This is a genomic window from Pseudoroseicyclus aestuarii (genome assembly GCF_003217255.1).
GTDB lineage: Bacteria > Pseudomonadota > Alphaproteobacteria > Rhodobacterales > Rhodobacteraceae > Pseudoroseicyclus > Pseudoroseicyclus aestuarii.
This window is the reverse complement of sequence record NZ_QJTE01000002.1, coordinates 570,378-594,402: the sequence shown is the minus strand read 5'-3', so window position 1 is coordinate 594,402 and position 24,025 is coordinate 570,378. Positions and strand designations below refer to the sequence as shown.

General features: G+C 68.1%; 26 protein-coding genes and 2 pseudogenes. 18 read left to right on the top strand and 10 right to left on the bottom strand.

Annotated elements, in window-relative coordinates; all coding sequences use genetic code 11:
• Positions 1 to 45: 45 nt before the first annotated feature.
• A complete protein-coding gene (locus tag DFP88_RS07675; protein WP_110813851.1) occupies positions 46 to 924 on the bottom strand; it encodes an RNA polymerase factor sigma-32 in 879 nt (292 codons plus the stop codon).
• Positions 925 to 1,465: 541 nt separating this feature from the next.
• Between DFP88_RS07675 and DFP88_RS07670 the strand changes: the two genes are divergently transcribed.
• The 3 genes and pseudogenes from DFP88_RS07670 to DFP88_RS07660 all read left to right on the top strand — a co-directional run bounded on the left by DFP88_RS07670 (position 1,466) and on the right by DFP88_RS07660 (position 4,018).
• Complete coding sequence (locus tag DFP88_RS07670) at positions 1,466 to 2,173, top strand: glutathione S-transferase (protein WP_110813850.1); 708 nt, start codon at positions 1,466 to 1,468, stop codon at positions 2,171 to 2,173.
• A 42-nt stretch (positions 2,174 to 2,215) separates the two neighbouring features.
• A pseudogene (locus tag DFP88_RS07665) lies at positions 2,216 to 3,130 on the top strand (YifB family Mg chelatase-like AAA ATPase); the annotation flags it as partial.
• Positions 3,131 to 3,208: 78 nt separating this feature from the next.
• Entirely contained in the window at positions 3,209 to 4,018 is an 810-nt protein-coding gene (locus DFP88_RS07660; RefSeq protein ID WP_146227450.1) for a hypothetical protein, read from the top strand.
• Here the strand turns inward: DFP88_RS07660 and DFP88_RS07655 are convergent.
• Positions 4,015 to 4,221 (bottom strand): DUF6471 domain-containing protein, encoded by a 207-nt coding sequence (locus tag DFP88_RS07655; RefSeq protein ID WP_110813847.1) that lies wholly within the window; start codon positions 4,219 to 4,221, stop codon positions 4,015 to 4,017. The two genes, DFP88_RS07660 and DFP88_RS07655, sit on opposite strands and share 4 nt — an antisense overlap.
• 100 nt (positions 4,222 to 4,321) lie before the next feature.
• On the opposite strand from DFP88_RS07655, the gene DFP88_RS07650 reads away from it, so the two are divergent.
• Positions 4,322 to 5,284, top strand: coding sequence for an IS1595 family transposase (locus DFP88_RS07650; RefSeq protein ID WP_110813846.1), 963 nt, complete (start codon positions 4,322 to 4,324; stop codon positions 5,282 to 5,284).
• On the opposite strand, the gene DFP88_RS07645 is transcribed toward DFP88_RS07650, so the two are convergent.
• The 3 genes from DFP88_RS07645 to DFP88_RS07640 form a co-directional block, all read right to left on the bottom strand.
• Positions 5,281 to 5,781 (bottom strand): ImmA/IrrE family metallo-endopeptidase, encoded by a 501-nt coding sequence (locus DFP88_RS07645; RefSeq protein WP_181418588.1) that lies wholly within the window; start codon positions 5,779 to 5,781, stop codon positions 5,281 to 5,283. The two genes, DFP88_RS07650 and DFP88_RS07645, sit on opposite strands and share 4 nt — an antisense overlap.
• The gene (locus DFP88_RS16835) at positions 5,771 to 6,142 is read right to left on the bottom strand and encodes a hypothetical protein (RefSeq protein WP_146227448.1); all 372 of its coding nucleotides are present in this window, start codon (positions 6,140 to 6,142) and stop codon (positions 5,771 to 5,773) included. Before DFP88_RS16835 ends, DFP88_RS07645 begins: the two co-directional genes overlap by 11 nt.
• 157 nt (positions 6,143 to 6,299) lie before the next feature.
• Positions 6,300 to 6,764 carry a hypothetical protein gene (locus DFP88_RS07640; RefSeq protein WP_110814191.1) on the bottom strand — a complete coding sequence of 155 codons (465 nt, stop codon included), beginning with the start codon at positions 6,762 to 6,764 and terminating at the stop codon, positions 6,300 to 6,302.
• Between the two features lie 65 nt (positions 6,765 to 6,829).
• On the opposite strand from DFP88_RS07640, the pseudogene DFP88_RS07635 reads away from it, so the two are divergent.
• Positions 6,830 to 7,429 (top strand): annotated as a pseudogene (locus DFP88_RS07635) (ATP-binding protein); the annotation flags it as partial.
• Here DFP88_RS07635 and gshB read toward each other — a convergent pair.
• The 3 genes from gshB to rsmI form a co-directional block, all read right to left on the bottom strand.
• Positions 7,426 to 8,379, bottom strand: a complete 954-nt coding sequence (gene gshB, locus DFP88_RS07630; RefSeq protein WP_110813844.1) for a glutathione synthase — start codon at positions 8,377 to 8,379, stop codon at positions 7,426 to 7,428. The pseudogene DFP88_RS07635 and the gene gshB overlap by 4 nt on opposite strands.
• 115 nt (positions 8,380 to 8,494) lie before the next feature.
• Positions 8,495 to 8,905 carry a YraN family protein gene (locus tag DFP88_RS07625; protein WP_110814190.1) on the bottom strand — a complete coding sequence of 137 codons (411 nt, stop codon included), beginning with the start codon at positions 8,903 to 8,905 and terminating at the stop codon, positions 8,495 to 8,497.
• 19 nt (positions 8,906 to 8,924) lie between these two features.
• Positions 8,925 to 9,785 carry a 16S rRNA (cytidine(1402)-2'-O)-methyltransferase gene (gene rsmI, locus DFP88_RS07620; protein ID WP_110813843.1) on the bottom strand — a complete coding sequence of 287 codons (861 nt, stop codon included), beginning with the start codon at positions 9,783 to 9,785 and terminating at the stop codon, positions 8,925 to 8,927.
• Positions 9,786 to 9,865: 80 nt separating this feature from the next.
• Between rsmI and DFP88_RS07615 the strand changes: the two genes are divergently transcribed.
• The 3 genes from DFP88_RS07615 to murJ are packed head-to-tail and all read left to right on the top strand — an operon-like array spanning position 9,866 to position 15,460.
• Positions 9,866 to 11,038: a penicillin-binding protein activator gene (locus DFP88_RS07615; protein ID WP_110814189.1), complete on the top strand. Its 1,173-nt coding sequence runs from the start codon at positions 9,866 to 9,868 to the stop codon at positions 11,036 to 11,038.
• A gap of 46 nt (positions 11,039 to 11,084) precedes the next feature.
• The gene (locus DFP88_RS07610; RefSeq protein WP_110814188.1) at positions 11,085 to 13,874 is read left to right on the top strand and encodes a [protein-PII] uridylyltransferase; all 2,790 of its coding nucleotides are present in this window, start codon (positions 11,085 to 11,087) and stop codon (positions 13,872 to 13,874) included.
• Positions 13,871 to 15,460, top strand: coding sequence for a murein biosynthesis integral membrane protein MurJ (gene murJ / locus DFP88_RS07605; RefSeq protein ID WP_110813842.1), 1,590 nt, complete (start codon positions 13,871 to 13,873; stop codon positions 15,458 to 15,460). The genes DFP88_RS07610 and murJ overlap by 4 nt, the downstream gene beginning before the upstream one ends.
• A gap of 95 nt (positions 15,461 to 15,555) precedes the next feature.
• Here the strand turns inward: murJ and DFP88_RS07600 are convergent, their stop codons facing one another.
• On the bottom strand, positions 15,556 to 16,275 hold the full coding sequence (locus tag DFP88_RS07600; RefSeq protein ID WP_110813841.1) for a rhomboid family intramembrane serine protease: 720 nt from the start codon (positions 16,273 to 16,275) through the stop codon (positions 15,556 to 15,558).
• Between the two features lie 91 nt (positions 16,276 to 16,366).
• Here DFP88_RS07600 and trpS point away from each other — a divergent pair, with 91 nt between their 5' ends.
• A complete protein-coding gene (gene trpS, locus DFP88_RS07595; protein ID WP_110813840.1) occupies positions 16,367 to 17,404 on the top strand; it encodes a tryptophan--tRNA ligase in 1,038 nt (345 codons plus the stop codon).
• Between the two features lie 16 nt (positions 17,405 to 17,420).
• On the opposite strand, the gene DFP88_RS07590 is transcribed toward trpS, so the two are convergent.
• Complete coding sequence (locus tag DFP88_RS07590) at positions 17,421 to 17,912, bottom strand: MarR family winged helix-turn-helix transcriptional regulator (RefSeq protein WP_110813839.1); 492 nt, start codon at positions 17,910 to 17,912, stop codon at positions 17,421 to 17,423.
• 79 nt (positions 17,913 to 17,991) lie between these two features.
• Here DFP88_RS07590 and DFP88_RS07585 point away from each other — a divergent pair, with 79 nt between their 5' ends.
• The 9 genes from DFP88_RS07585 to DFP88_RS07545 all read left to right on the top strand — a co-directional run bounded on the left by DFP88_RS07585 (position 17,992) and on the right by DFP88_RS07545 (position 23,982).
• Positions 17,992 to 18,870, top strand: coding sequence for an EamA family transporter (locus DFP88_RS07585; protein WP_110813838.1), 879 nt, complete (start codon positions 17,992 to 17,994; stop codon positions 18,868 to 18,870).
• 57 nt (positions 18,871 to 18,927) lie between these two features.
• Positions 18,928 to 19,794: a branched-chain amino acid aminotransferase gene (locus DFP88_RS07580; RefSeq protein ID WP_110813837.1), complete on the top strand. Its 867-nt coding sequence runs from the start codon at positions 18,928 to 18,930 to the stop codon at positions 19,792 to 19,794.
• Positions 19,795 to 19,869: 75 nt separating this feature from the next.
• Positions 19,870 to 20,325 carry a universal stress protein gene (locus DFP88_RS07575; RefSeq protein WP_110813836.1) on the top strand — a complete coding sequence of 152 codons (456 nt, stop codon included), beginning with the start codon at positions 19,870 to 19,872 and terminating at the stop codon, positions 20,323 to 20,325.
• Positions 20,326 to 20,422: 97 nt separating this feature from the next.
• Positions 20,423 to 20,794, top strand: coding sequence for a hypothetical protein (locus tag DFP88_RS07570; RefSeq protein WP_146227446.1), 372 nt, complete (start codon positions 20,423 to 20,425; stop codon positions 20,792 to 20,794).
• An 8-nt stretch (positions 20,795 to 20,802) separates the two neighbouring features.
• The gene (locus DFP88_RS07565) at positions 20,803 to 21,159 is read left to right on the top strand and encodes a hypothetical protein (RefSeq protein ID WP_146227444.1); all 357 of its coding nucleotides are present in this window, start codon (positions 20,803 to 20,805) and stop codon (positions 21,157 to 21,159) included.
• 86 nt (positions 21,160 to 21,245) lie between these two features.
• Positions 21,246 to 21,812, top strand: coding sequence for a NifU family protein (locus DFP88_RS07560; RefSeq protein WP_110813833.1), 567 nt, complete (start codon positions 21,246 to 21,248; stop codon positions 21,810 to 21,812).
• 4 nt (positions 21,813 to 21,816) lie between these two features.
• On the top strand, positions 21,817 to 22,398 hold the full coding sequence (gene tsaB / locus DFP88_RS07555; protein ID WP_110813832.1) for a tRNA (adenosine(37)-N6)-threonylcarbamoyltransferase complex dimerization subunit type 1 TsaB: 582 nt from the start codon (positions 21,817 to 21,819) through the stop codon (positions 22,396 to 22,398).
• Positions 22,395 to 22,838: a GNAT family N-acetyltransferase gene (locus DFP88_RS07550; protein WP_110813831.1), complete on the top strand. Its 444-nt coding sequence runs from the start codon at positions 22,395 to 22,397 to the stop codon at positions 22,836 to 22,838. The genes tsaB and DFP88_RS07550 overlap by 4 nt, the downstream gene beginning before the upstream one ends.
• A 148-nt stretch (positions 22,839 to 22,986) precedes the next feature.
• A complete protein-coding gene (locus tag DFP88_RS07545) occupies positions 22,987 to 23,982 on the top strand; it encodes a BMP family lipoprotein (RefSeq protein ID WP_110813830.1) in 996 nt (331 codons plus the stop codon).
• The last annotated feature ends 43 nt before the right edge of the window (positions 23,983 to 24,025 follow it).

The window sequence follows — 24,025 nt, the reverse complement described above, 5'->3', positions numbered from 1 at the left end:
CCCAAGGATAGGGCGCCGGGGCCAAAGCCGCAATCCGCGCCCGCCTCAGGCGAAGAAGCCGAAGACCTCGCGCGATTGCCCCTCGAGGCTCTTGCGCATCTTGCCAAAGGCCGCGGCCTCGAGCTGGCGCACCCGCTCCTTCGAGAGACCAAGCTCGCCGCCGAGGCTTTCGAGCGTGCGGGGATCCTCGCGCAGCTTGCGCTCGCGGACGATGAACTGCTCGCGCTGGTTCAGCCCCGACAGGGCCGTGCCGAGCCAGTTGCGCAGCATGTCCATGTCATGGCTGATCTGGACCGATTCAGAGGCCTGCTGAGCGTCGTCCTCCAGCGCCTCGATCCATTCGCGCCCATCCTCGTCCGAGGATTGCGTCGCGTTGAGCGAGAAGTCGGAGCCGGAGAGCCGCCCCTCCATCATCTCGACGTCGTGCAGCGGCACGCCGACCTCGGTCGCGATCATCTTGCGCACCGTCGCGCCGTCCAGAGTGCGCCCCTCGGCGGCGGCCTCGCGCTCGATCCGGGCCTGGACCCGGCGCATGTTGAAGAAGAGAGACTTCTGGCTGCTGGTCGATCCGGTGCGGACCATCGACCAATTGCGCATCACGTAGTCCTGAATCGAGGCCTTGATCCACCAGACGGCATAGGTCGAGAAGCGCACGCCGCGATCCGGGTCGAACTTGTCCGCGGCCTTCATCAGGCCGAGGCTCGCCTCCTGCACCAGATCGCTCATCGGCGCGCCGTAGCGGCGGAACTTCGAGGCCATGGAGATCGCGAGCCGCATGTAGGCGGTGATCAGGCGATGCAGCGCCGCCTCGTCGCGGTGATCGCGCCAGGCATAGGCCAGCTCAAGCTCGGTTTCCGCGTCCAGAAGCTCGGCCTTCATCGCGCTGCGTGTCAGTCGCTGATCTGCAAATCCGTCAAGAGCCATGATGTTTTTCCCGAAGCCGTCGACATCCCCTGTCAGTCAAGCGGCGCGGATGGAGCCTCCGCGCGCAGCTGCTACTGACGTTCCACGGCCCTAACGCCGCCGCTTGCCCAAAGGTTCAGCCTCGCCCTTGCTAAACCTCACCTTGGTGCTAGGCGCCGCCGCTTCGGGCCAATCTTGCTATGCCGACAGGCGAGCGACGGAGACGGGGCGACCCGCGTTTCGCAGCGCCGCGGCAGGGCCTATCTACGCCAAGATAAACCGGGCCATCGCCCTGCTCCGCCAGAGTCGTGGCGCGGGATAGCGCGGGCGCGAGGCGTCGCTGGACCTGACCTCGACCCTCGCATTTGTCGCTCTTAGTGAAACGGTCCCGGCCAAGTGAGCCGGTGTATCGCCGCCAAACCCACTGCTGGCGGCACTCCAGCTCTACCCCGCGCCTGTCGCCATCCTCTGGAGCGGGGATGGCAGCTGCTGCGCGCGAAACCGCGTTGACCTGACCCCCTGCCCGCCGCCTAACGTTGCGCCGAAAACCGGAGATCACGCGATGACCTACGACCTTTGGATCGGCGACCGCAGCTTTTCCAGCTGGAGCCTGCGCGGCTGGCTGATGTTCGAGACCTTCGGCCTGCCCGTGCAGCTGCACGAGGCAGGGCTTTATGCAGGAACTCTGGCGCAGGACCTCGCGCCGCTGGCCCCGGCGCGGCTGGTGCCGGTCCTGCGCACCCCCGAGGGCGTGGTGGTCGGCGATACCGCCGCCATGGCCGCCGTTCTGGAAGAGCGGCACCCGGAGCTGCAGCTCTGGCCCGACGATCCCGCCGCCCGCGCCCTTGCCCGCTGGATGGTGGCAGAGATGCACTCGGGCTTTCCCGCCCTGCGCGGCGACTGCCCGATGGATCTGCGCCATGCCTGGAGCGGCTTCGCCGTCTCGGACGCCCTTGCCGCCGACCTCGCGAGGCTGGAGGATCTGTGGTGCCGCGCCCGCGCCCATGCCGGCGCCTCGGGCCCATGGCTCTTCGGCGCCTGGTCGATGGCGGATGTCTTCTACCTGCCCGCCGCCACCCGCATCGCGACCTATGGCTTGCCAGCGGGACCTGAGGCGCAGGCCTATGTCGCCGAGGCGCTGGCCCTGCCCGCCCTGCAAGCCTGGCGGGCGCGCGGGCTTCAGGACCGCTACGAGGCGGAGCCCTATGATCAGGACCTGCCGCAACGCCCCTGGCCCGGCCCGCAGGAGACCGCCGTTAACCAATCCTAAACCACGCCCTCGCCACCCTGCCCGGCAAAGGAGTGCGGGTGCATGGTGGCGCAGGCCTATACTGTGGCCTTCGAAGGGGTCGAGGCGCGGCTGGTCGAGGTGCAATGCGCGGTGACGCCGGGCATGCCCGGCTTCGCCATCGTCGGCCTGCCGGACAAAGCGGTGAGCGAGGCGCGAGAGAGGGTGCGCGCGGCCCTCTCGGCCATGGCGATCGCCCTGCCGAGCAAGCGGATCACAGTGAACCTCTCGCCCGCGGACCTGCCGAAGGAGGGCTCTCACTTCGACCTGCCGATTGCCCTGGCTCTGCTGGCCGCGCTCGACATCCTGCCGCATGATGAGGTGTCCCAGACCGTCGCGCTCGGGGAACTGTCGCTCGAGGGGCGGCTGGTCCCGGTGATCGGCGCGCTCCCGGCGGCCATGGCGGCGGCCGAGGACGACCGGACGCTGCTTTGCCCCGCCGCCTGCGGCGCGGAGGCGGCCTGGGTCACGGCGACGACCGTCCTCGGCGCCCGCAGCCTGGGCGAGGCGATCCGGCATTACACCGGACAGGCGCCGCTGACCCCGGCACAGGCCGGCGTGGTGCAGGGCGAGGCGGGGGTGCGCGATCTGCGCGACGTGCGGGGACAGGAGCGGGCGAAGCGCGCGCTCGAGGTGGCAGCAGCGGGGCATCATCACCTGATGATGGTGGGCCCGCCGGGCTCGGGCAAATCCATGCTCGCCTCGCGCATTCCGGGCATCCTGCCGCCGCTCGCGGCCTCAGAGGCGTTGGAGACCTCGATGATCCATTCGCTCGCCGGGTTGCTGACGGCCGGCGGCATCAGCCGCGCCCGCCCCTTTCGGGAGCCGCATCACACCGCCAGCCGCGCCGCCATCGTCGGCGGCGGACGCGGCGCGCAGCCGGGCGAGATCAGCCTGGCGCATAACGGCGTGCTCTTCCTCGACGAACTGCCGGAGTTCGACGGCCTTATGTAGCAAGCGCACCATAAGGAGAAACGCCCGTGACAGCAGGAAAAATCTATGAACTATTCTAGCCTTATGAGCAGTTCCGACGCATACCTTGAAGTCACTCTGGATCTAAATGATCCGATAGAGATCACCGACTTCGCCGCACTGTTCGCTGGTCTGGGTGCCGAGTTCGAGAGGTATCTTGCGCGCGAGAAGCCAGAGATGGCTGGCGCGGCTCGTATGTACGTTAAAGAGGTTCGGAAGGGCTCTGTGATCGCAGCCCTGTTTGCGGAAATTCCTGACCTTATAGGAATCATGGACGGCGCTCTGATCGTCCTAGGCTTCGGCGCAATATTCAACCGGCGGCTTCGCGACCTTGTACAGGGCAAGCAGCTGGAAGACACAAGTAAGCCACAGCTTAACGACATCACCAAGACTGTTAGGGCCGTAGCCGAAGACAACAATGGCACCATGGCTATCAAGGGACTGCGTTACAAGAACGGGCTGTTCACGACCGAGTTTGAGGCGACGTTTACAGCTAAGGAAGCGCGCCAAGCTCTGGACACCATAGATATCCAAAGGCGAGATCTTGAGAAAACCACGACGTCTGATCATTCTCGCATTCTGATGCGCTTCACGCGCTCTGACGTGGGTAATGCCGCCGTAGGCAAAAGATCAGGTGAGCGCGTTGTCGTTGATGATCTGTCGGAGAATCACAGACCGCTCGTTTACGGCTCTGATCTGGCAGAGGAGCAGATCAAAGATGTCATTCGGAATTCGGACGAAAACATCTACAAGCGAGGATTCATCGTAGATCTGAACCTCGTCTTCTCTGGCTCGCGACCAGTCGCCTACTCCGTTACGCATCTTCACCAAGTTATCGACCTTCTAGACGATTAGAGCCGAAGCTCTTTTGCGCCCACTGCCTCCAGCGACTGGAGTAGGTAGGCCGCGCTGAACTTGCCTCGGGACAGCTTGTTTCGCACGTTCGCTTCCTTGTCCCCGATGCGCTCGGCAAGCTGCGCGTAGGTCACACCCTGGCGCTTTAGCTCGGCCTTGAGAAGGTTCGCCGCCCTCCGCTCCCAGTCCGTCTGACCCGGCATGTACTGTCCTAGCTGCAAATGTACTGTTTGCAGTATTTATGCACTTGTGCATAGTGCGTCAACGTACTACATACGATGCATAGGCATTGGATATAGTACTATGGCACAGCACTTCCTTCTTTCTGCAGCGTCCCGCACCCTTAGCCTTCGTGCTATCTACAAGGCCGGCGAGCAGGCGGCTTACGAGACGTTCTGCAAGATGCGTTGGGCCGAGACCGATGGCGCTCCGATCTGCCCTCGTTGCAGCCATGACGAAGCCTATAGCATCACCACCCGCCGCAAGTTCAAGTGCAAGGCTTGCCACCACCAGTTCAGTGTCACCAGCGGCACGATCTTCGCCAGCCGTAAAATGGACTTTGTAGACCTGCTAGCCGCGATCTGCATCCTCGTGAACGCCTCCAAGGGCGTCAGCATGGTTCAACTCTCCCGCGATTTGGATTGCCAGTACAAGACTGCGTTTGTCCTGGCGCACAAGCTGCGAGAAGCGATGGCGACGGAAGTGCAGACCGGCGTTGTCCTACATGGGCACGTTGAAATCGACGGCGCTTACTTTGGCGGTCACATCCGCCCCGCCAACCTCAAGAGCGAGCGCGTTGATCGCCGCTTGAAGCGTCACCAGACTGGCCAGCGTCGCGTTGTCGTCACGCTCCGCGAGCGCGCGGGCCGCACGTTGCCCTTCGTCGCGATGCACGAAGGCGAGGGCGTCGCGTTCGCTATTGAGAACGTCAGCCACACCGCCACCATGTCGGCCGACGAGGCGTCCCACTGGGACATGCTGCACGCCGGCTGGATGGTCGACCGGGTGAACCACTCGGAAATCTACAGCGACCACGGCAAGCACACGAACATGGTGGAGTCGTTCTTCTCGCGCCTACGCCGTATGGTCGGTGGTCAGCACCACCACGTCAGCGCCCGCTACCTCCATCAGTATGCGAACCACGCCGCTTGGCTTGAAGACAACCGTCGCACCGACAACGGAACGCTGGCGCACATCATGGTGTCGAACTCGATGGGTGCGCCGGTCAGCCGTTCGTGGAAGGGCTACTGGCAGCGGGCGGCCTAATCTGCCGTTGCCCTTAGGCCCAAATTGTTCAGCCGAATTTTCATAGCCTTCATTGAGACGCCAAACTTACGCGCAACTTCTGCGAAATTGTCAGCCTCTCTTTGCCAGACGCGATCTATGGCAGCTTTCGGCATGAGGATATCCGCCGCATATTTGTTGGCTTGAACCTCATGCCCACTCGTAAACGGCTCGGTTGCGTTGTGACGTGCACCAGCCCCGAACAGCCTGTCGGCGTGTCCGTGCTTCAAGAGATCACGGTGCAAAAGGTAGTGTGCTAGTTCGTGAGCAGCGGTAAACCGACGTCTTTGGGGGCTTTCTTCGGAATTGACCGTAATAACGAACTCCCCATTATTACGGTCAATGCGTCCAGAGTTTTCCGGCCCAAGCGGCTGTTCTCTGTACTCGATGCCCAACTCGCGAATTAAACTAATTACATCAACCGGCGGATCTGAAAAAAGGTACCGCTGGACTGTCTTCATCTCGCTTTCACGTGCCATTTTCATCTTCCTCGCCCAGTGCATCAACCAGAGATTGATTATCTACCGCTCTACGCTCTCCTTGCGCTTCAATCCACTCAAGTGCAGCACGACGGGCCGCTGGGGCGGCCAACCTCTCCGCAATCTCCTCGGCGGTTTGCGTTGCAGCTTCCTTTACCTCAGGCCGTATGATCCAAAATCCACCAACCAAAGCCACGACAAGTACGGCTTGCAGGATAGTCACTGAAGCGGCTAAGGCGTTGCTGTCTTGCACTCCACCCTTAGCGTTGAGTAGATACAATATAAGAAGCGCCCAAAAACCATGTAAGAACCAGTTGATCTTTGCCCATGGAAGGTCCTTAAACTTTTCCGGTAATTTCATCACTTTTCCACCCTCATGCCAAGTGACTAGCATGAGGGTAGTGAAGGGCGCCAGAGCTCTCCAAGTGGGCTCGATTTGGTCCCCAAACACCGCTCCATCTGGTCGCATAGCAGGCCTCACACACAAGATCGTGCGCTTCTTGACCACCAACACCGTCTTAACGCCCAACCATCACCCACAGCTTGTACGGCCCGCTCTCGCCGTGATCTTCGCTCCACCCGCGATCCTCAATCAGCCCGCGTAGTGCGCACTGCTTGATGCATGCACCGATGCGCTTGCGCAGCACGGCATAGGTCTCGTCATCAGCCACCAGACCGCGATCCTGGCACCATGCGATGGTGATATCGCGTGATGTAAGGGGCCCGGTCGCTTCGCGGAACTGCTGCAACACAAACCGCGTCACAGTGCCCTTTCTCGCCTTGTGCTTGGTGACATACTCGCCGGGGGCGCGGTGGCCTGCTGTCCCATCGAACAGCCGTATTGCTGCGTCTAGGTGGTCTATGTCCACCGTCAATTTGCGGACCTGATCGTGGTACTGCTCGCGTAGCGAGACCAGCTCGGCGTGTTTGGCAACGAGGCCGGATAGCGTGTTCGGGCGTTCGGGCTTGGGCAGGTTTGACATGCACCCAAGGTACTGCAAACGCGCTGAAAATTCTCCGTTCTAGTTGGTGCGTTTGCTACATAAGACCGGAGTTCGACCGCCAGGTGCTGGAGACGCTGCGCCAACCCATCGAGACGGGCGAGGTGGTGGTGGCGCGGGCCAATGCGCATGTGCGCTACCCCTGCCGTTTCATGCTGGTGGCGGCGGCCAATCCCTGCCGCTGCGGCCACCTCTCCGATCCGGGCCGCGCCTGCCCCCGGGCGCCGGGCTGCGGCGCCGATTACATGAGCCGGATCTCGGGGCCACTGATGGACCGCATCGACCTGCGGGTCGAGGTGCCGCCGGTCTCCTTCACCGACCTCGACCTACCGCCGCCCGACGAGGGCACAGCCCAGATCGCCGCCCGCGTCGCCGCGGCGCGGGCCCTGCAGCAGGCCCGCTACGGCGGCGCGCGCTGCAACGCGGCAGCAGAAGGGCAGGTGCTGGACAAGGTCGCCGCCCCCGATGCCGAGGGGCGGGCGCTGCTGGGCCGGGTGGCTGACCGCTTCGGCCTCTCGGCGCGGGGCTATCACCGGGTGCTGCGGGTCGCACGGACGATTGCCGACCTCGACGGATCGGAGGGCGTGCGCCGCCCCCATGTCGCCGAGGCCGTGAGCTTTCGCCTGACCTCGGGCGAGGGGTCCTAGCGCCGCTTCTCCGCCAGCCGGGCCTCGGCGGCCTCCCAGACGAGGCCGGCGATATTACGCCCCTCGAAGCGCTCCAGCTCCTGCAGGCCGGTGGGCGAGGTCACGTTGATCTCGGTCAGCCAGTCGCCGATCACGTCGATCCCGACGAAGAGCAGGCCCTTCTCGCGCAGGACCGGGCCGATGGCATCGCAGATCTCACGGTCACGCTCGGTCAGGGCGACCTGCTCGGCCTTGCCGCCGACATGCATGTTGGATCGGGTCTCGCCCACGGCCGGGATACGGTTGATCGCGCCCACCGGCTCTCCTTCGACGAGGATGACGCGCTTGTCGCCCTTGGTCACGTCGGGCAGGAACTTCTGCACGATCACCGGCTCGCGGCTGACCTGGGCGAACATCTCGTGCAGGGCGGCGAGGTTGCCGTCCCCCTGCGCCAGCTTGAAGACGCCGGCCCCGCCATTGCCGTAGAGCGGCTTGAGGATCATGTCGCCATGCCTCTCGCGGAAGGCGCGCAGCGCGGCGAGATCGCGGGCGACGGCGGTGGGCGGGGTCAGATCCGGGAACTGCAGGACCAGCAGCTTCTCGGGCGAATTGCGAACCCAGAAGGGGTCGTTCAGCACCAGGGTGCGCGGGCCCACCAGCTCCAGCAGGTGCGAATAGGTGATATAGGCCATGTCGAAAGGCGGATCCTGGCGCATCCAGATCACGTCTACCGTGCTCAGGTCGCGCGTCTCTTCCGCCCCGAGGGTGTAATGATTTCCCGGCTCGCGCCGCAGCTCCAGCGGCCAGCCGCGGGCGACGAGGCGGCCCTCCTGCCAGGCCATCCGGTCGGGCGTGTAGTAGAACAGGGAATGGCCCCGCGCCTGCGCCTCTTCGGCAAGGCGGAACGTGGTATCGGCCTGGATGTCGATCGCGCCGATCGGATCCATCATAATGGCTACGCTGAGCGGCATGGCGACCCTCCCGTCAGGCCGCGGCCTGGCACGACGGGCGTCAGACGGCGGCGACCCCCGCTCCATGCCTCACCGCGCCGGCGGGTGCAATCACGCGCCGGAGGATGGAGAAGCGTCAGACCTCGCCGAAGGCATTCTCGATGATGCGCACCGCGCCCTGCCCATCGACCAGCGCCAGATCGAACCGCATCTCCGTCAACTGCCCGGCCGGCTCGCCCCCGATAAACTCGGAGGCCGAGGCGCAGAGGCGCTGCATCTGCCGCGGGCCGAGCCGCTGGATCGCTGCATCGAAGCTCTTGCCCTGCTTCACCTCAATGAAGACGACGCGGTCGCCCTCGCGGGCGATCAGGTCGATCTCTCCGCCCCTCCCGCGCCAGCGCCGATGGGCGATGCCGCTTCCCCGGCCCTCGTAGTCACGGGCCACGATCTCTTCGGCCGCGGCACCGGCGCAGTAGCTCCGGCGCCCGCGCCGGGCGCGCTGCTGGCGCGCGATCCGCCCGGGCTCAGCGCCCCAACCGCCATCCATCATGTCCAGGGGCATCGCGTCACTCCTTGTCCTGCAGGCCGAGGGCCATCTGGTAAACCTGCCGCCGCGGCAGACCCAGGGCACCGGCAACCGCCGTCGCTGCGTCCTTCATGCGCATCGTCTCCATCGCCTCTTTCAGCGCCGCATGGACATCCGCCTCGGAGGCTTCCTCCTCGGAGGCGCGGTCTATGAGCACGACCACCTCGCCACGGACGGGCGTCTCGATCACGTTGGCAAGGACCTCTGCCGCCGTGCCGCGCCGCACCTCCTCGAAGCGCTTCGTCAACTCGCGGCACAGCACAACGCGCCGCCGCTCTCCCAAGACTTCCACCAAATTACCTAACAAGTCCTGAACGCGCTTCGGGCTTTCATAGAGCACCAGCGTTCCGGGCAGCGCCTTCAGCTCGGCGATCCGGGTCTTTCGCTGCACCTCGGCCGGCGGCAGGAAGCCGACGAAGGAGAAGCAATCCGTCGGCAGGCCCGCCACGGCCAGCGCCGCCAGCACGGCCGAGGCGCCGGGTGCCGCGGCGACCGGCAGGCCCGCCGCGATCGTCTCGCGCGCCAGGGCGTAGCCGGGATCGGCGATCAGCGGCGTTCCGGCCTCGGAGACGTAGGCGACCGAGCCGCCCTGCGACAGGAAGTCGACGATCCGCGCCCGGTCGGAGGCGCCGGAATGATCGTGATAGGCCCAGAGCGGCCGGCCGTTCAGGGCGACGCCGTGGATCTCCATCAGCTTGCGCGCCGTCCGGGTATCCTCGGCGGCGATCGCGCCGGCGCCGGCAAGGATGTCCAGCGCCCGCAACGTGATGTCGCGGGCGTTGCCGATCGGCGTCGCGACAAGGTGCAGTCCGGGCGCAACCGGACGATCTTCGTGATTCATCGCTGGACCCCTCTGCTGCCCACCTTATGATGCGCCCGACCCCGCCGAAGACCAGGCCGATGACCGAACGGAGCACGACCATGCCCTCGACCGACACGCCGCTGCGCCGCATCGCGGCCCGCGCCACCGCCCTTCTCGCCCTGATCTGGCTCGCCGCCTGCGAACCCACGGGCATGTCGGGCGGCGGGCCGCGCATCGATCCCGATGCCCCCGTCCAGGTCGCGCTTCTCGTGCCGAACGGCTCGGGCAACCAGACCGACGCCCTTCTGGCCCGCAATTTCGAGAATGCCGCCCGCCTCGCGATCGCGGACCTGCAGGGCGCGCAGATCGACCTGCGCGTCTATCCGACCGGCGCCAGCGACCAGGGTGCGGCCAATGCCGCGACCCAGGCGATCAACGACGGCGCGAAGATCCTGCTCGGCCCGCTCTACGCCGGCTCGGCCGCGGCGGCCGGCATCGCGGCGGCGCCCAGCGGGACCAACGTCCTCGCCTTCTCGAACAATCCCGACGTCGCCGGCGGAAATGTCTTCATTCTGGGGGCGACCTTCGATTCCGCGGCAGAGCGGCTGGTCGGCTACGGCATGCGTCATGGGCTGACCCGCTACATGATCGTCTACTCGGATGACAATGCCGGGCGCGTCGGGCGCGATGCCATCGCCGGCGCCATCGGCCGTGCCTCGGCCGAGGTCGCGGGCCAGCAGGGCTACCCGCTATCGCAGCAGGGCATCCTCTCGGCGGTGCCGGGCATCACCAACCAGATCGACGCCACCGGCGCCAATGCTGTCTTCACCACCGCCAATGTCGCCGCCGACCTGCCGGCGCTGTCGACGGGCCTCTACGAGCAGGGCGCGCTGGACGGCGCCCGCCTGCTGGGCCTTACCCGCTGGGACGCCGCGCCGCAGGCGCTGTCGCAGCCCGGCCTGCAGGGCGGTCTCTTCGCCCTGCCCGACCAGAGCACCACCGCCGCCTTCGAAAGCCGCTACCAGGCCCGCTACGGTCAGGCGCCGCATCCGCTGGCCGGCCTCGCCTACGACGGCATCGCCGCGATCGGCGCGCTCGTCGCCCGCGGCGACGCCAATGCGCTCAGCCGCGGCGCGCTGACCCAGGGCCAGGGCTTCTCCGGCACCTCGGGAATCTTCCGACTGAACCGCGACGGCACCAATACCCGCGGCCTTGCCGTGGCCGAGATCCGGAACAACCGTGTCAACATCCTCGAACCGGCGCCCCGCAGCTTTGGCGGCGCGGGCTTCTGAGAGCGGCGGGCGCGCCGCCGCCCGCCCCGCCTTCGCCCCCGCCCCGATCCTCGGGACGGGCGCCGCACCCGGTGAGCTGATCTGCCCCGAGGCGGAGATCTTCGATGCCGCCACGGTGTCGGCCGCGCTCGATGCGGCCCTCGGCGCGGCCGCGGAGGGGGGCGAGGATCGCCCCCACCGCCAAGACTCCGTCGCCGCCCGGCGCGCCGCCGTCGCCACGCTCGGCGCGGCACGGGAGCGCGGGCGCGCCGCGATCGAGACGGCCTTCGCCAACAGGCCCTTCGCCGCGCGCCCCGTGACGCGGGCCTATGCGGTGCTGACCGACCATATCATCCTTGCTGCCTTCGACGCCGCCTGCCGGCTGCATCCGGCGCCGAACCCGACCGAGGGAGAGCGGCTGGCCCTGCTGGCCGTCGGCGGCTACGGCCGCGGCGAGATGGCGCCGCAATCGGACGTCGACCTGCTGTTCCTGACGCCCTGGAAGATCACCCCCTGGGCCGAGAGCGTCGTCGAATCGATGCTCTACATCCTGTGGGACCTGAAGCTGAAGGTCGGCCACGCCACCCGCACCACCCGCGATTGCCTGCGCCTCGCCGGCGAGGACATGACGATCCGCACCAGCCTGCTGGAGTGCCGCCACCTCGCCGGAGACGAGCGCCTGTCGCAGAGCCTGCGCGAGACGCTCTGGTCCGAGCTCTTCCGCACCACCGCGCCGCAGTTCATCGAGGCCAAGCTGGCCGAGCGCAGCGCGCGCCACCAGAAGCAGGGCGGCCAGCGCTACGTCGTCGAGCCCAACGTGAAGGAGGGCAAGGGCGGGTTGCGCGACCTGCAGTCGCTCTACTGGATCGGCAAATACGTCTACGGCGTCGACGATGCCGCCGACCTCGTGGCGCGCGGCGTCTTCAGCGACGACGAATACGGCGAATTCCTGCGGGCCGAGGATTTCCTCTGGGCCGTGCGCTGCCATCTGCACCTGATCACCGGGCGCGCCACCGACACGCTGTCCTTCGACCTGCAGGTCGAGGTGGCGGACCGGCTGGGCTATGCCGATCACGGCGGGCGCCGCGCGGTCGAGCACTTCATGCAGGACTACTTCCGCCACGCCACCCGCGTGGGCGAGCTGACGCGCATCTTCCTGGTGGCGCAGGAGGCGACGCACCTGAAGTCCGAGCCGGTGCTGCAGCGCCTTCTGGGCCGCCGCAAGAAGGCGCGCCCGCCCTATGCCATCAAGCACAGCCGCCTGACCGTGGCCGACGAGGAGAGCTTCCTCGCCGAGCCGGTGAACCTTCTGCGCATCTTCGACGAATCGATGCGCACCGGCACGCTGCTGCATCCCGATGCGCTGCGGCTGATCACCGCGAACCTGCAGCTGATCGACGGCAAGATGCGCGAGGACCGCGAGGCGAACCGCATCTTCCTCGACCTGCTGCTGAAGCGGGGCAATCCCGAGCGCGCGCTGCGCCGGATGAACGAGATCGGCGTGCTCGGCGCCTTCATCCCCGAGTTCGCGCCCGTCGTCGCGATGATGCAGTACAACATGTATCATAGCTACACGGTGGACGAGCACATCATTCAGACGATCAGCCAGCTGCACCGGATCGAGACCGGCGCCATGGCCGATGAGCTGCCCGTCGCCACCGAGATCATGAGCCGGGCCAACCGGCGGGTGCTGTTCATCGCGCTGCTGCTGCATGACATCGGCAAGGGACGGCCCGAGGATCACTCTGTCCTCGGGGCGCAGATCGCGCGCCGCGTCTGCCCGCGCCTCGGCCTGTCGAAGAAGGAAACCGAGACGGTCGAATGGCTGGTGCGCTACCACCTGCTGATGTCGGACACCGCGCAGAAGCGCGACATCGCCGATCCGCGCACGGTGCGCGATTTCGCCAAGGCCGTGAAGTCCAAGGAGCGGCTGGACCTGCTGACCGTGGTGACGGTCTGCGACATCCGCGGCGTCGGGCCGACCACCTGGAACAACTGGAAGGCCATGCTGCTGCGCGGCCTCTACCGCGCGACAGAGGCGGCGCTGGACGGCGGGCTCGAGGCGCTGAATCGCGACACCCGCGAGGCCGAGGCCAAGCGCGCCCTGCGCGAGGCGCTGGACGGCTGGAGCCGCGAGGAGATCCGTGCCGAGGTGGCGCGGCATTACGGCCCCTACTGGCAGGGTCTGCCGGCCGGGGTGCACGTGGTGATCGCAAAGATGCTGCGCGATCTCGGCGAATCCGAGATCCGCATGGACCTTGAGCCCGACGAGGGGCGCGATGCCACCCGCGCCGCCTTTGCCGTCGCCGATCATCCGGGGCTCTTCAGCCGCATCTGCGGCGCGCTGGCGCTGGTCGGGGCGAGCATCGTAGATGCGCGCGGCTATACCTCGAAGGACGGCTATTTCTCGGCCGTGTTCTGGATCCAGGACGCCGAGGACAAGCCCTTCGAGGAAAGCCGCTTGCCCCGCCTGCGCAGCATGATCGAGCGCACGCTCAAGGGCGAGGTCGTCGCCCGCGAGGCGATCAAGGACCGCGACAAGATGCGCCGCCGCGAGCGCGGCTTCCAGGTGCCGACCTCCATCGCCTTCGACAACGAGGGCTCGGACATCTTCACCATCATCGAGGTCGACACGCGTGACCGGCCCGGCCTGCTCTACGACCTGACGCGGGTGCTGGCGGCGGCGAATGTCTACATCTCCTCCTCGGTCATCGCGACCTATGGCGAGCAGGCCGTCGACAGCTTCTACGTCAAGGACATGTTCGGGCTGAAATACCATTCCGAGGGCAAGCAGCGCGTGCTAGAGCGCCGCCTGCGCGAGGCGATCGAAGCCGGCGCCGAAAGGGCCGCATCTTGAAACCAATTAAGCTGGTTCAGGGATTCCTGACCGTCGGCCTATGGACCCTGCTCAGCCGGGTATTCGGCTTTGTCCGCGACATCATGATCGCGGCCTACCTCGGCACCGGCCCCGTGGCCGAGGCCTTCTTCATCGCCTTCTCGCTGCCGAACATGTTCCGCCGCTTCTTCGCCGAGGGCGCCTTCAACATGGCCTTCGTGCCGATGTTCTCGAAGAAGCTCGAGCGCGAGGACGAGGATGCGCTGGCCTTCGCGCAGCAGGCCTTCGCCGGCATGGCCTTCCTGCTGACGCTTTTCTCGGTCCTCGGGATCCTGCTGATGCCGCTGCTGGTCACCGCCATGGCGAGCGGGTTCCGGGGCGACGAGCGCTTCGAGTTGGCCGTCAGCTACGGGCGGCTGGCCTTTCCCTACATCCTTTTCATCTCGCTCGCGGCGCTCGTCTCGGGGGTGCTGAACGCGACGGGGCGATTCCTCGCGGCGGCGGCAGCGCCGGTGCTGCTGAACATGGTCTTCATCCTGGCCGTGGTGGTGGGCGCCGCGCTGGGGCGCGATCCGTCGGAAAGCCTTGGCCTCGGCCTCGACCGGGCGCTGGGGCTGCGGGTCGGCGACAGCCTCGCGCTCTCGGTGCCCTTCGCGGGCTTCGTGCAGCTGGCGCTGGTCTGGTGGGCGGCGAAGCGGGCGGGCTTTCACCTGCGCCCCGGCATGCCGCGCCTCTCGCCGGACATGCGGCGGCTGGCACGCATCGCGGCGCCGGCGGCGCTGGCGGGCGGCGTGGTGCAGGTGAACCTGCTGGTCGGGCGGCAGGTCGCCAGCTTCTTCGACGGGGCGGTAGGCTGGCTGAACTACGCCGACCGGCTGTACCAGCTGCCGCTTGGCGTGGTCGGCATCGCGCTGGGGATCGTGCTGCTGCCCGACCTCTCGCGCCGGCTGGGCGCGGGCGACACGATCGGCGGGCGCGATGCCTTCAACCGCGCCTGCGAGCTGTCGCTGGCGCTGACCGTGCCCGCCGCCGTGGCGCTGGTGGTGATCCCGGTGCCGCTGATCTCGGTCCTGTTCGAGCGCGGCAGCTTCGATGCGGGCGACACGGCGGCAACGGCGCTGGCCGTGGCGATCTACGGCCTCGGCCTGCCAGCCTTCGTGCTGCAAAAGGCGCTGCAGCCGCTGTTCTTCGCGCGCGAGGACACGCGCAGCCCCTTCCACTACGCCCTCTGGGCGATGGTGGTGAACCTTGCCGTGGCCCTCGGCCTCGCGCCGCTGATCGGCTGGACCGCGGCGGCGCTGGCCACCACGCTGGCGGGCTGGGCGATGGTCTGGCTGCTCTGGCGGGGCAGCCGCGCGATGGGAGAGGCGGCGCAGACCGACGCCCGCTTCCGCCGCCGGCTGGGGCGGATCTGCCTCGCCTCCGTGCTGATGGGGGGGATCCTTTGGGGGGCCGCCTGGGGCCTCTCGGGGATGCTGCAGGCGGCGGGGGCGCGCTATCTTGCGCTGATGCTGCTGATCGCGGTCGGCATGATCGCCTACTTCGGGATCGGGCACCTTCTGGGGGCCTTCCGGCTGGCGGAGTTCCGCCGCGCGGTGAAGCGCTAGCGCGGCCCCCGGGCCGGGGACGGGGGGCCAGCCCCCCGGGCGCGCAGGCGCGCCTCCCCCCGGGATATTTGGAAAGAGAAGAAGGGGGGCGCGGGTTAGCGGCGCCGGAGGCGGCGCAGGGTCGCGGTCCATCCCCCGGGGATCAGGAAGGGGCAGAGCGCGAGGCCGGAGGCGAAGCCCGCGACCTCGGCGATCCAGCTGGGGTCGCTGCCCAGCACCAGCCCGAAGACCAGCTGGATCGCCAGCAGCACGCCGATCAGCCGGAACGCGGCGAGCTGGTTCTGGCCCATCTGCCCCAGCCGCAGCCATGTCAGGTAGGTGAAACCGCCGATCAGCCCGTAGACCGCCGGGTAGATGCCGATCAGCGGCGGGTTGCCCGGCGCCAGCGCGCCGAAGGCCAGCGCGCCCAGCACGGTCGAGGCGAGCAGGAGCCCGGCCAGCGCCAGCGGATGCAGCACCTCGCCCACGAACTTGCCCAGCGCCAGCAAGAGGGCGGCGCCGAAGAGCATATGGGTGAAGCTGCCATGGACGAAGGCATAGGTAACGAAGCGCATCAGGATGTCCGGTGAGACATCGCGCGCCTGCACCAGCCGGTCCAGCACGCCGGGCGCGAAGCCCCAGTCCTCGACCGCGGCGATGCGCCAGCCGACGCCCATCCGCCCGCCGGCGAGGCCGAAGGCGCCCGCGTCGAGAAGAAGCTCGACCCCGAGTATCGCCAGCGCCACCACCACGATCACCGGCGAGACCGCGTTGAAGGGGTTTGGCAGCGGCGCGTGGTTGGGATCGGGCCGGGGCGTGTAATGCGGGGGCTTCATCTGCGGGCCTTTCGAGCTGGTGCCGTCGGTTGACCTCTGGCGGGGACAGGCCTAAGCGAGTTCCCGCCCCTTTTCCAGAAGGTCCGGCCCCATGTCAGACACGACCCCGAGCGGCGCGAGCGCCCGCTTCACCCCGCGCATCTTCTCCGGCATCAAGCCCTCCGGCGGGCTGACGCTTGGCAATTACCTCGGCGCGATCAAGCGTTTCGTCGAGATGCAGGACGGGGAGCACGAGACGATCTACTGCGTCGTCGACCTGCATGCGATCACCGTCTGGCAGGACCCGGCGGCGCTGCCCGGCATGACCCGCGAGGTCGCCGCCGGCTACCTGGCCGCGGGCGTCGATCCCGACCGCTCGATCCTGTTCAACCAGGCGCGCGTCGGCGCCCATGCAGAGCTGGCCTGGCTGTTCAACACCGTCGCCCGCATGGGCTGGATGAACCGCATGACGCAGTGGAAGGAGAAGGCCGGCAAGAACGCCGAGAAGCAGAGCCTTGGCCTGTTTGCCTATCCCTCGCTGATGGCGGCGGACATCCTGCTGTATCACGCGACGCATGTGCCGGTGGGCGAGGACCAGAAGCAGCACGTGGAGCTGACGCGCGATATCGCGGCCAAGTTCAACCACGACTACGGGTGCGAGTTCTTCCCGATGACCGAGCCGCTGATCGACGGGCCGGGCATGCGCATCATGAACCTGCGCGACGGCACCAAGAAAATGTCCAAGTCCGGCGAGTCGGACATGGAGCGGATCAACATGCTCGACGATGCCGATACCATCGCCAAGAAGTTCAAGAAGGCGCGCACCGATCCCGCCCCCCTGCCCGAGACGGTCGAGGGGCTGGCCGAGCGGCCCGAGGCGCGCAACCTCGTCGAGATCTATGCCGCCCTGTCGAACACCACCCCGGAGGCGGTGATCGCCGAACATGCGGGCGCCGGCTGGGGCACCTTCAAGCCGGCGCTGGCGGATCTGGCTGTCGAGAAGCTCGCCCCGATCAGTGCCGAGATGGCGCGGCTGATGGGCGATCCGGCCGAGATCGACCGGATCATGGCCAAGGGCGCCGACCGGGCCCGCGAGATCGCCGATCCGATCCTCGCGCGGACCACCGAGATCATGGGCCTGCTGCGCTGAAGCGCCGCGGGCCCGGTCAGGGCGCACTTTCGTAAAGGGCCAGCCAGGCCCGCAGCCCCTCGTCTATGCGCTCGCGCTGCTCGGGGGGCAGCCCCTCGACCAGTCGGTGCTGGTTGGCGACATGCTCCGTCACCACCCGCTCGATCAGCGCGAAGCCCTCGGCGGTCAGCGCCACGAGCGATCCCCGCCCGTCCTCGGGATTGACCCGCCGCTCGATCAGGCCCGCAGCCTCGAGCCGGTCGAGCCGGTTCGTCATCGTGCCCGATGTCACCATCGTCCAGGCAATCAACGCCGAGGGGCTGAGCGCATGCGGCGGGCCCGCCCGGCGCAGCGTCGCCAGCACGTTGAAGCTGGCGGCGGTCAGGCCGTGGGCCTTGTAGACCTCTGCCAATGCCTGCGCGAGGTGGTCGCCCAGCCGCTTCAGCCGCCCGAAGGTGCCCATCGGCCCGACGTCCAGGTCCGGACGCTCGCGCCGCCACTGGGCGAGGATGTGATCCACCTGATCCATGCCGGGGGCCTAAAGCGGTACTATCTTGACGTCAAGCTATTCCCATTTATCTTGATGTCGAGATAAATGGAGAGCCGCCATGACCCGCAGGACCGACGCCATCTTGGCCGCATCCGCGCCCGCCGTCTGGGGCAGCACCTACATCGTCACCTCTGAGCTGCTGCCGCCGGGCTATCCCCTGACGGATGCGGCGCTGCGGGCCCTGCCCGCCGGCCTCTTGCTGATGGCCGTCACGCGCAGCCTGCCGCCGCTCGCGTGGCTGGGGCGGTTGGCGATTTTGGGCGCGCTGAACTTCGCGATCTTCTGGGCCGCGCTCTTCGTCGCCGCCTATCGCCTGCCGGGCGGCGTGGCGGCGACGATGGGGGCGGTGCAGCCGCTGATCGTGCTGGGCCTGTCGCATCTCGTGCTGGGATCGCCGCTGACGCTGCGCGGGATCGGCGCGGCGCTGGCCGGGATCGGCGGCGTCGCGCTGCTGGTACTGGGGCCGCGGGCCGACCTCGACCCGCTGGGCATGATGGCCGCGCTGGTGGGGGCCGTCTCGATGGCGGGAGGCGTGGTGCTGACGCGCAAGTGGCGGCCCGAGGTTCCCGCGCTGACCTTCACCGCCTGGCAGCTGACGGCGGGCGGAGTGCTGCTGACGCCGCTGGCCTTGGCGCTGGAGCCGGCGCTGCCGCTGCCCAGCCTGGCAAACCTCGCCGGGTTCCTCTGGCTCGGGTTTGTCGGAGCGGCGCTGAGCTACTTCTTCTGGTTCCGCGGGATCGAGCGGCTCGGCCCCTCTGCCGTCACCGGCTTCGGCTTTCTCAGCCCGCTGACGGCGGTGCTGCTGGGCTGGGCCCTTCTGGGCGAGCGGCTCGGGCCGGTGCAGATGCTGGGCGCCGCCGTGGTGCTGAGCTGCGTCTGGATCGGCAGCCGCGGGGGGCGGGTGCGCGCCCCCGCCGCCCGGCCGACGGCGGGGTAGTCTGGACCTTGCCCCGCCCCTCGCCTAGCCTCCGCCACGCAAGACAGGAGGCCGGGAATGGCGACGGGCAGCGATATCCGCACTTGGTTCGACGGGCAGTGGCACGAGGGCGACATCGCGGTGATGCGCGCCGCCGACCACGGCGCCTGGCTGGGCAGCACGGTCTTCGACGGCGCGCGCTACGCGCATGGTGTGGCGCCCGACCTCGATCTGCATTGCGCCCGCCTCAACCGCTCGGCCGAGGCGATGATGATCCGGCCCAGCGTCACGGCGGAAGAGATGGTGCGCCTCGTGCAGGAGGGCCTCGCCCTCTATCCCGCGGACGCGGCGCTCTACATCCGGCCGATGTACTGGGCGATCGACGCCGGCGCCGGGGCCATCGCGCCCGACCCGCAGGGCGCGACCGGCTTCTGCATCTGCCTCGAGGCGGTGCCGCTGGCGCCCGAGGATGCCACCGTTCGCCTGACCACCACGCGCTTTCACCGCCCCGTGCTGGCCGATGCCGTGCTGGATGCGAAGGCCGGGGCGCTTTACCCCAACAACGCGCGGATGATCATGGAGGCGCGGTCCAAGGGCTTCGACAACGCGCTGGTGGCCGATGCCATGGGCAATGTCGCCGAGACGGCGACGGCCAATGTCTTCATCGTCAAGGACGGCGTCGTCGCCACGCCGATCCCCAACGGCACCTTCCTTGCCGGCATCACCCGCAACCGCCATATCGCCCTGCTGCGACAGGCCGGCGTCACGGTCGAGGAGCGGGTCCTGACCTTCGACGAGGTGCGCGCCGCGGACGAGGTCTTCCTGACCGGGAACATGTCCAAGGTGACGCCCGTCACCGCCTTCGACGAGGTGCAGTACCAGCCCGGCCCGGTGGCGGCGCAGGCGCGGCGGCTGTACTGGGACTGGGCGCTCTCGGGGGCCTGACGGCGCGGATGCCCGTTGCCAGAGCGCGGCTGAAACTCCATCATGCGGCGCGGCGAACAGCCGAGGGGGGCGATCATGCGTAAATTCCTTGTCGTTCTGGACGAGAGCCGCGAGTGCCTGAACGCCATGCGCTTTGCCGCCATGCGCGCCAGCCATACCGGGGCGGGCGTCACCGTCCTGTCGATCATCGAGCCGGACGAGTTCGGCCATTGGGTCGGCGTCGGCGACATCATGCGCGAGGAGGCGCAGGAGCGGATCGAGGTCCATTTCGAGGTCTATGCCAAGTGGATGCGCGACCGGCAGAAGGTCGAGCCCGAGCTGGTGATCCGCGAGGGCGAGCGGGTGCCCGAGATCATGGCCCTGATCCGCGACGATCCCAGCATCGGCGTCCTCGTTCTGGGCGCGGGCGACGGCAACAACGGCCCCGGCCCGCTGGTCACCCAGCTGACGCGGCAATCCGGATCGCTGCCGATCCCGATCACCATCGTGCCCGGCGCCATCTCGAAAGAGCGGCTGGAGGCGATCACCTGACGGTCTCACGCCGGCGCGAGGGCGCAGCCCCGGGGGGCTGACATCGCGCCTAAGCGCCCCATCTGGTGAAGGGTGCAATGACCTCAGGGAGGGAGCGATGATCCGAACGGCCCGCGCCGCAATGGCCGCCCTGGTCCTGACCGCGGCCCCCGCCACCCTCTGGGCGCAGGGGCTGACCCCGACCGAAAACCACATCGTCCCCGATCCCTTCATCGAGGAAGGCGGCTATTTCGACATCCGCTCCGTCATGGCGACGGCGCCGTCCGAGTTGCTGATCCTGCGGGGCGAGCAGGTCATCTCGCGGCAGGCGATTTCCGCCGGGGCGCATCACGACGTGCGCGTGGTGGTCCGCGGCCTGCCGGTGACGCAGGACGTCACCGCCGTCCTCGTGCAGGACGGAGAGATCGTGGCCCGGCGCCGCCTGAACATCGTCGACGAGGATTTCCTCGCCCGGATCGGGCGCGACTGATGCGGCGGGTGCTGGCCCTCATCGCGCTGCTGGCCGCCCTGCCGCTGCAGGCGGCGGCACAGGGTGCGGGCGATCCCGATTACATCATCGCCGGGCCGGTGCATCCGCGCGGCAACGACGTCGTGCTGCAGATCGTCAAGAGCAGCGCGCCGGGCCGGGTGGTGATTGTCGATACGCTGGACGGGCGGGTGATCGGCAGCCGCGCGGTGGAGCCGGGCCTCGACACGCAGCTGCGCATCAACCTGGACCGCAACGCCATGCGCGACGTCTTCGCCGTGCTGCTGCACGACGGGCCGAGCGGAGAGGTGGTCGCCGCGCGGCGGCGCGTCGACATCGCCGCGTCCAACCCCTTTTTCGACAGGTAGCGCCTGCGCGATCTGGAATCGTTCCAGCTTTCTTGACAGGTGGCGGGGCCGGGCGCATATCGAGGGCCTATACGGGAGACGATGTCATGTTCATCCAGACCGAATCCACGCCGAACCCGGCGACGCTGAAGTTCCTTCCGGGAACCGAGGTGCTGGGACAAGGCACCGCAGACTTCCCCGAGGCGGAGGCGGCGCAAGCCTCGCCCCTGGCGCGGCGCATCTTTGCCGTGGGCGGCGTCTCGGGCGTCTTTCTTGGCGCCGATTTCGTCACCGTGACCAAGGCCGACGGCATCGAATGGGATCACATCAAGCCCGCTGTTCTGGGCGCGATCATGGATCACGCGCAGTCGGGTGAGCCCGCCGTCGAGGGCACGCAGGCCTCCAGCGGCCATGCCGCCCATGCCGAGGACGGCGAGGACGCGCAGATCGTCGGCCAGATCAAGGACCTGCTCGATACCCGCGTGCGGCCCGCCGTGGCGCAGGATGGTGGCGACATCACCTTCCACGGCTTCGACCGCGGCGTCGTCTACCTGCACATGCAGGGCGCCTGCGCTGGCTGCCCCTCCTCGACCCTGACGCTGAAGATGGGGATCGAGAACCTGCTGCGGCACTACATCCCCGAGGTGACCGAGGTGCGGCCCGTCGCCGCCTGACCCGGTGCACGCGCCCATCCTCGCCTTCGACTGCTCGGCCGCGCATTGCGCGGCCGCTTTGCTGCATGACGATGGCCCGATCCTGCGGTCCGAAGCCATGGCACGGGGACAGGCCGAGCGGCTGATGCCGCTGCTCGAGGAGGTTCTGGCCGAGGCCGGCCTTTCCTGGGGCGATCTTGGCGCCATTGGCGTGGGCACCGGCCCTGGCAACTTCACCGGCCTGCGGGTCGCCGTCTCGGCGGCGCGGGGGCTGGCGCTGGGCCTTGGCGTGCCTGCCATGGGCGTCACCGGCTTCGAGGCGGCAGCGCTGGACCTGCCCCGCCCTGTCACCATCGCCCTGCCGGCCCCGCGCGATCACCTCTGGGTGCAGCGGCTGACCGAGGCGGGGGCCGAGACGCCGCAGCTTCTGCCCGCCTCCGACGCGCCCGAGGCCCGGCCCGCCCCGCCGCCAGAGGCGCTGGCGCTTGCCGTGGCGCGCATCGCGCAGGGCCGCGCGGGCACGCCGCAGCCGCGCCCGGCGCCCTTCTACATCCGCGCCGCCGATGCCGCCCCGCCGCGCGAGGCGCCGCCGCCGCTGATCGCATGACGCCCCCCGCCCTGCGCCCCGAGGCCCTGGCCGAGACCCATGCCCGCGCCTTCGCCCCCGAGCGCGGCTGGAGCGCCGAGGAATTCGCGCAGCTTCTGGCCGCGCCCGGCGCGATTGCCGCGGGCGATGCGCAGGCCTTCGTGATCGGCCGCGCCGTGCTGGACGAGGCCGAGATCGTGACCCTCGCCACCGATCCGGTGCAGCGCCGGCAGGGCCGCGCAAGCGCCGCGCTGGCCGCCTTCGAAGAGGTTGCGGCCCGCGCCGGGGTCCGCTCGGTCTTTCTCGAGGTGGCCGAGGACAACGCTGCCGCGGGCGCGCTTTACCGGGCGGCGGGCTATGATGCCGCGGGGCGGCGGAGGCGGTACTACGCGCGGCCCGGCGGCGCGGTCGACGCCGTTGTGATGCGCAAGGAGCTGCCGCCCTGCCCCGGCGTCAGCTAGGCGGCAAACGCTCCGGAACGTGGCGCAAACCGTTAAGAAAGCAGTTGACCCTCCGGGGTGCGCGTTGCCTTATTCCGCAATGATGGGGCGGGGATGGCCTGCCCGCGGACGGGGCGGCACAGTCCCGCGGATCAACTGGGAGATCATCATGACGCTGACCACCAAACTTTTCAGTGCCGCGGCCGGTATCGCGCTGAGCGCCGGCGCCGCGCTGGCCGAGCCCGCGATCATCTATGATCTCGGCGGCAAGTTCGACAAATCCTTCAACGAGTCGGCCTTCAACGGCGCGAGCCGCTGGGCCGAGGAAACCGGCGAGAGCTTCGCCGAGGTCGAGCTGCAGTCCGAAGCGCAGCGCGAACAGGCACTTCGCCGCTTTGCCGAGCAGGGGCTGAACCCGATCGTCACGACCGGCTTCTCCTTCGCCTCCGTGCTCGAGCAGGTCGCGCCCGACTACCCCGACACCACCTTCATGATCGTCGACTCGGTCGTCGACCAGCCCAACGTCCGCTCGGTCGTGTTCGACGAGCACACCGGCTCCTACCTCGTGGGCGTGATGGCCGCGATGGCGAGCGAGTCGCATACCGTCGGCTTCGTCGGCGGCATGGACATCCCGCTGATCCGCAAGTTCGCCTGCGGCTACGCGCAGGGCGTCAAGGCGACCGACCCCGAGGCCGAGGTTCTGGCCAACATGGTCGGCACCACCCCCGCCGCCTGGGCCGACCCGGTCCGCGGCTCGGAGCTGGCGCAGGCGCAGATCAGCCAGGGCGCCGACGTGATCTTCGCCGCCGCCGGGGCCAGCGGCATCGGCGTTCTGCAGACCGTCGCCGATGAAGGCGTGATGGGCATCGGCGTCGATTCCAACCAGAACTACCTGCACCCCGACAACATGCTGACCTCGATGGTCAAGCGCGTGGACAACAGCGTCTACGACGCCTTCTCGGCGGGCGAGAGCCTCGAGCCGGGCGTGGTGACGATGGGCATCAGCGACGAGGGCGTCGGCGCCGCGATCGACGAGTACAACGAGGGCCGCGTCACCGACGAGATGCGCACCGCCCTCGACGAGGCGCGCGCCGGCATCGAAGACGGCTCGATCGAGGTGCACGACTACGCCTCCGACGAGACCTGCGACGCGATCAGCTTCTGATCGAGCATCCCTTCGGGGCCGTGCCATTGCGCGCGGCCCCGTT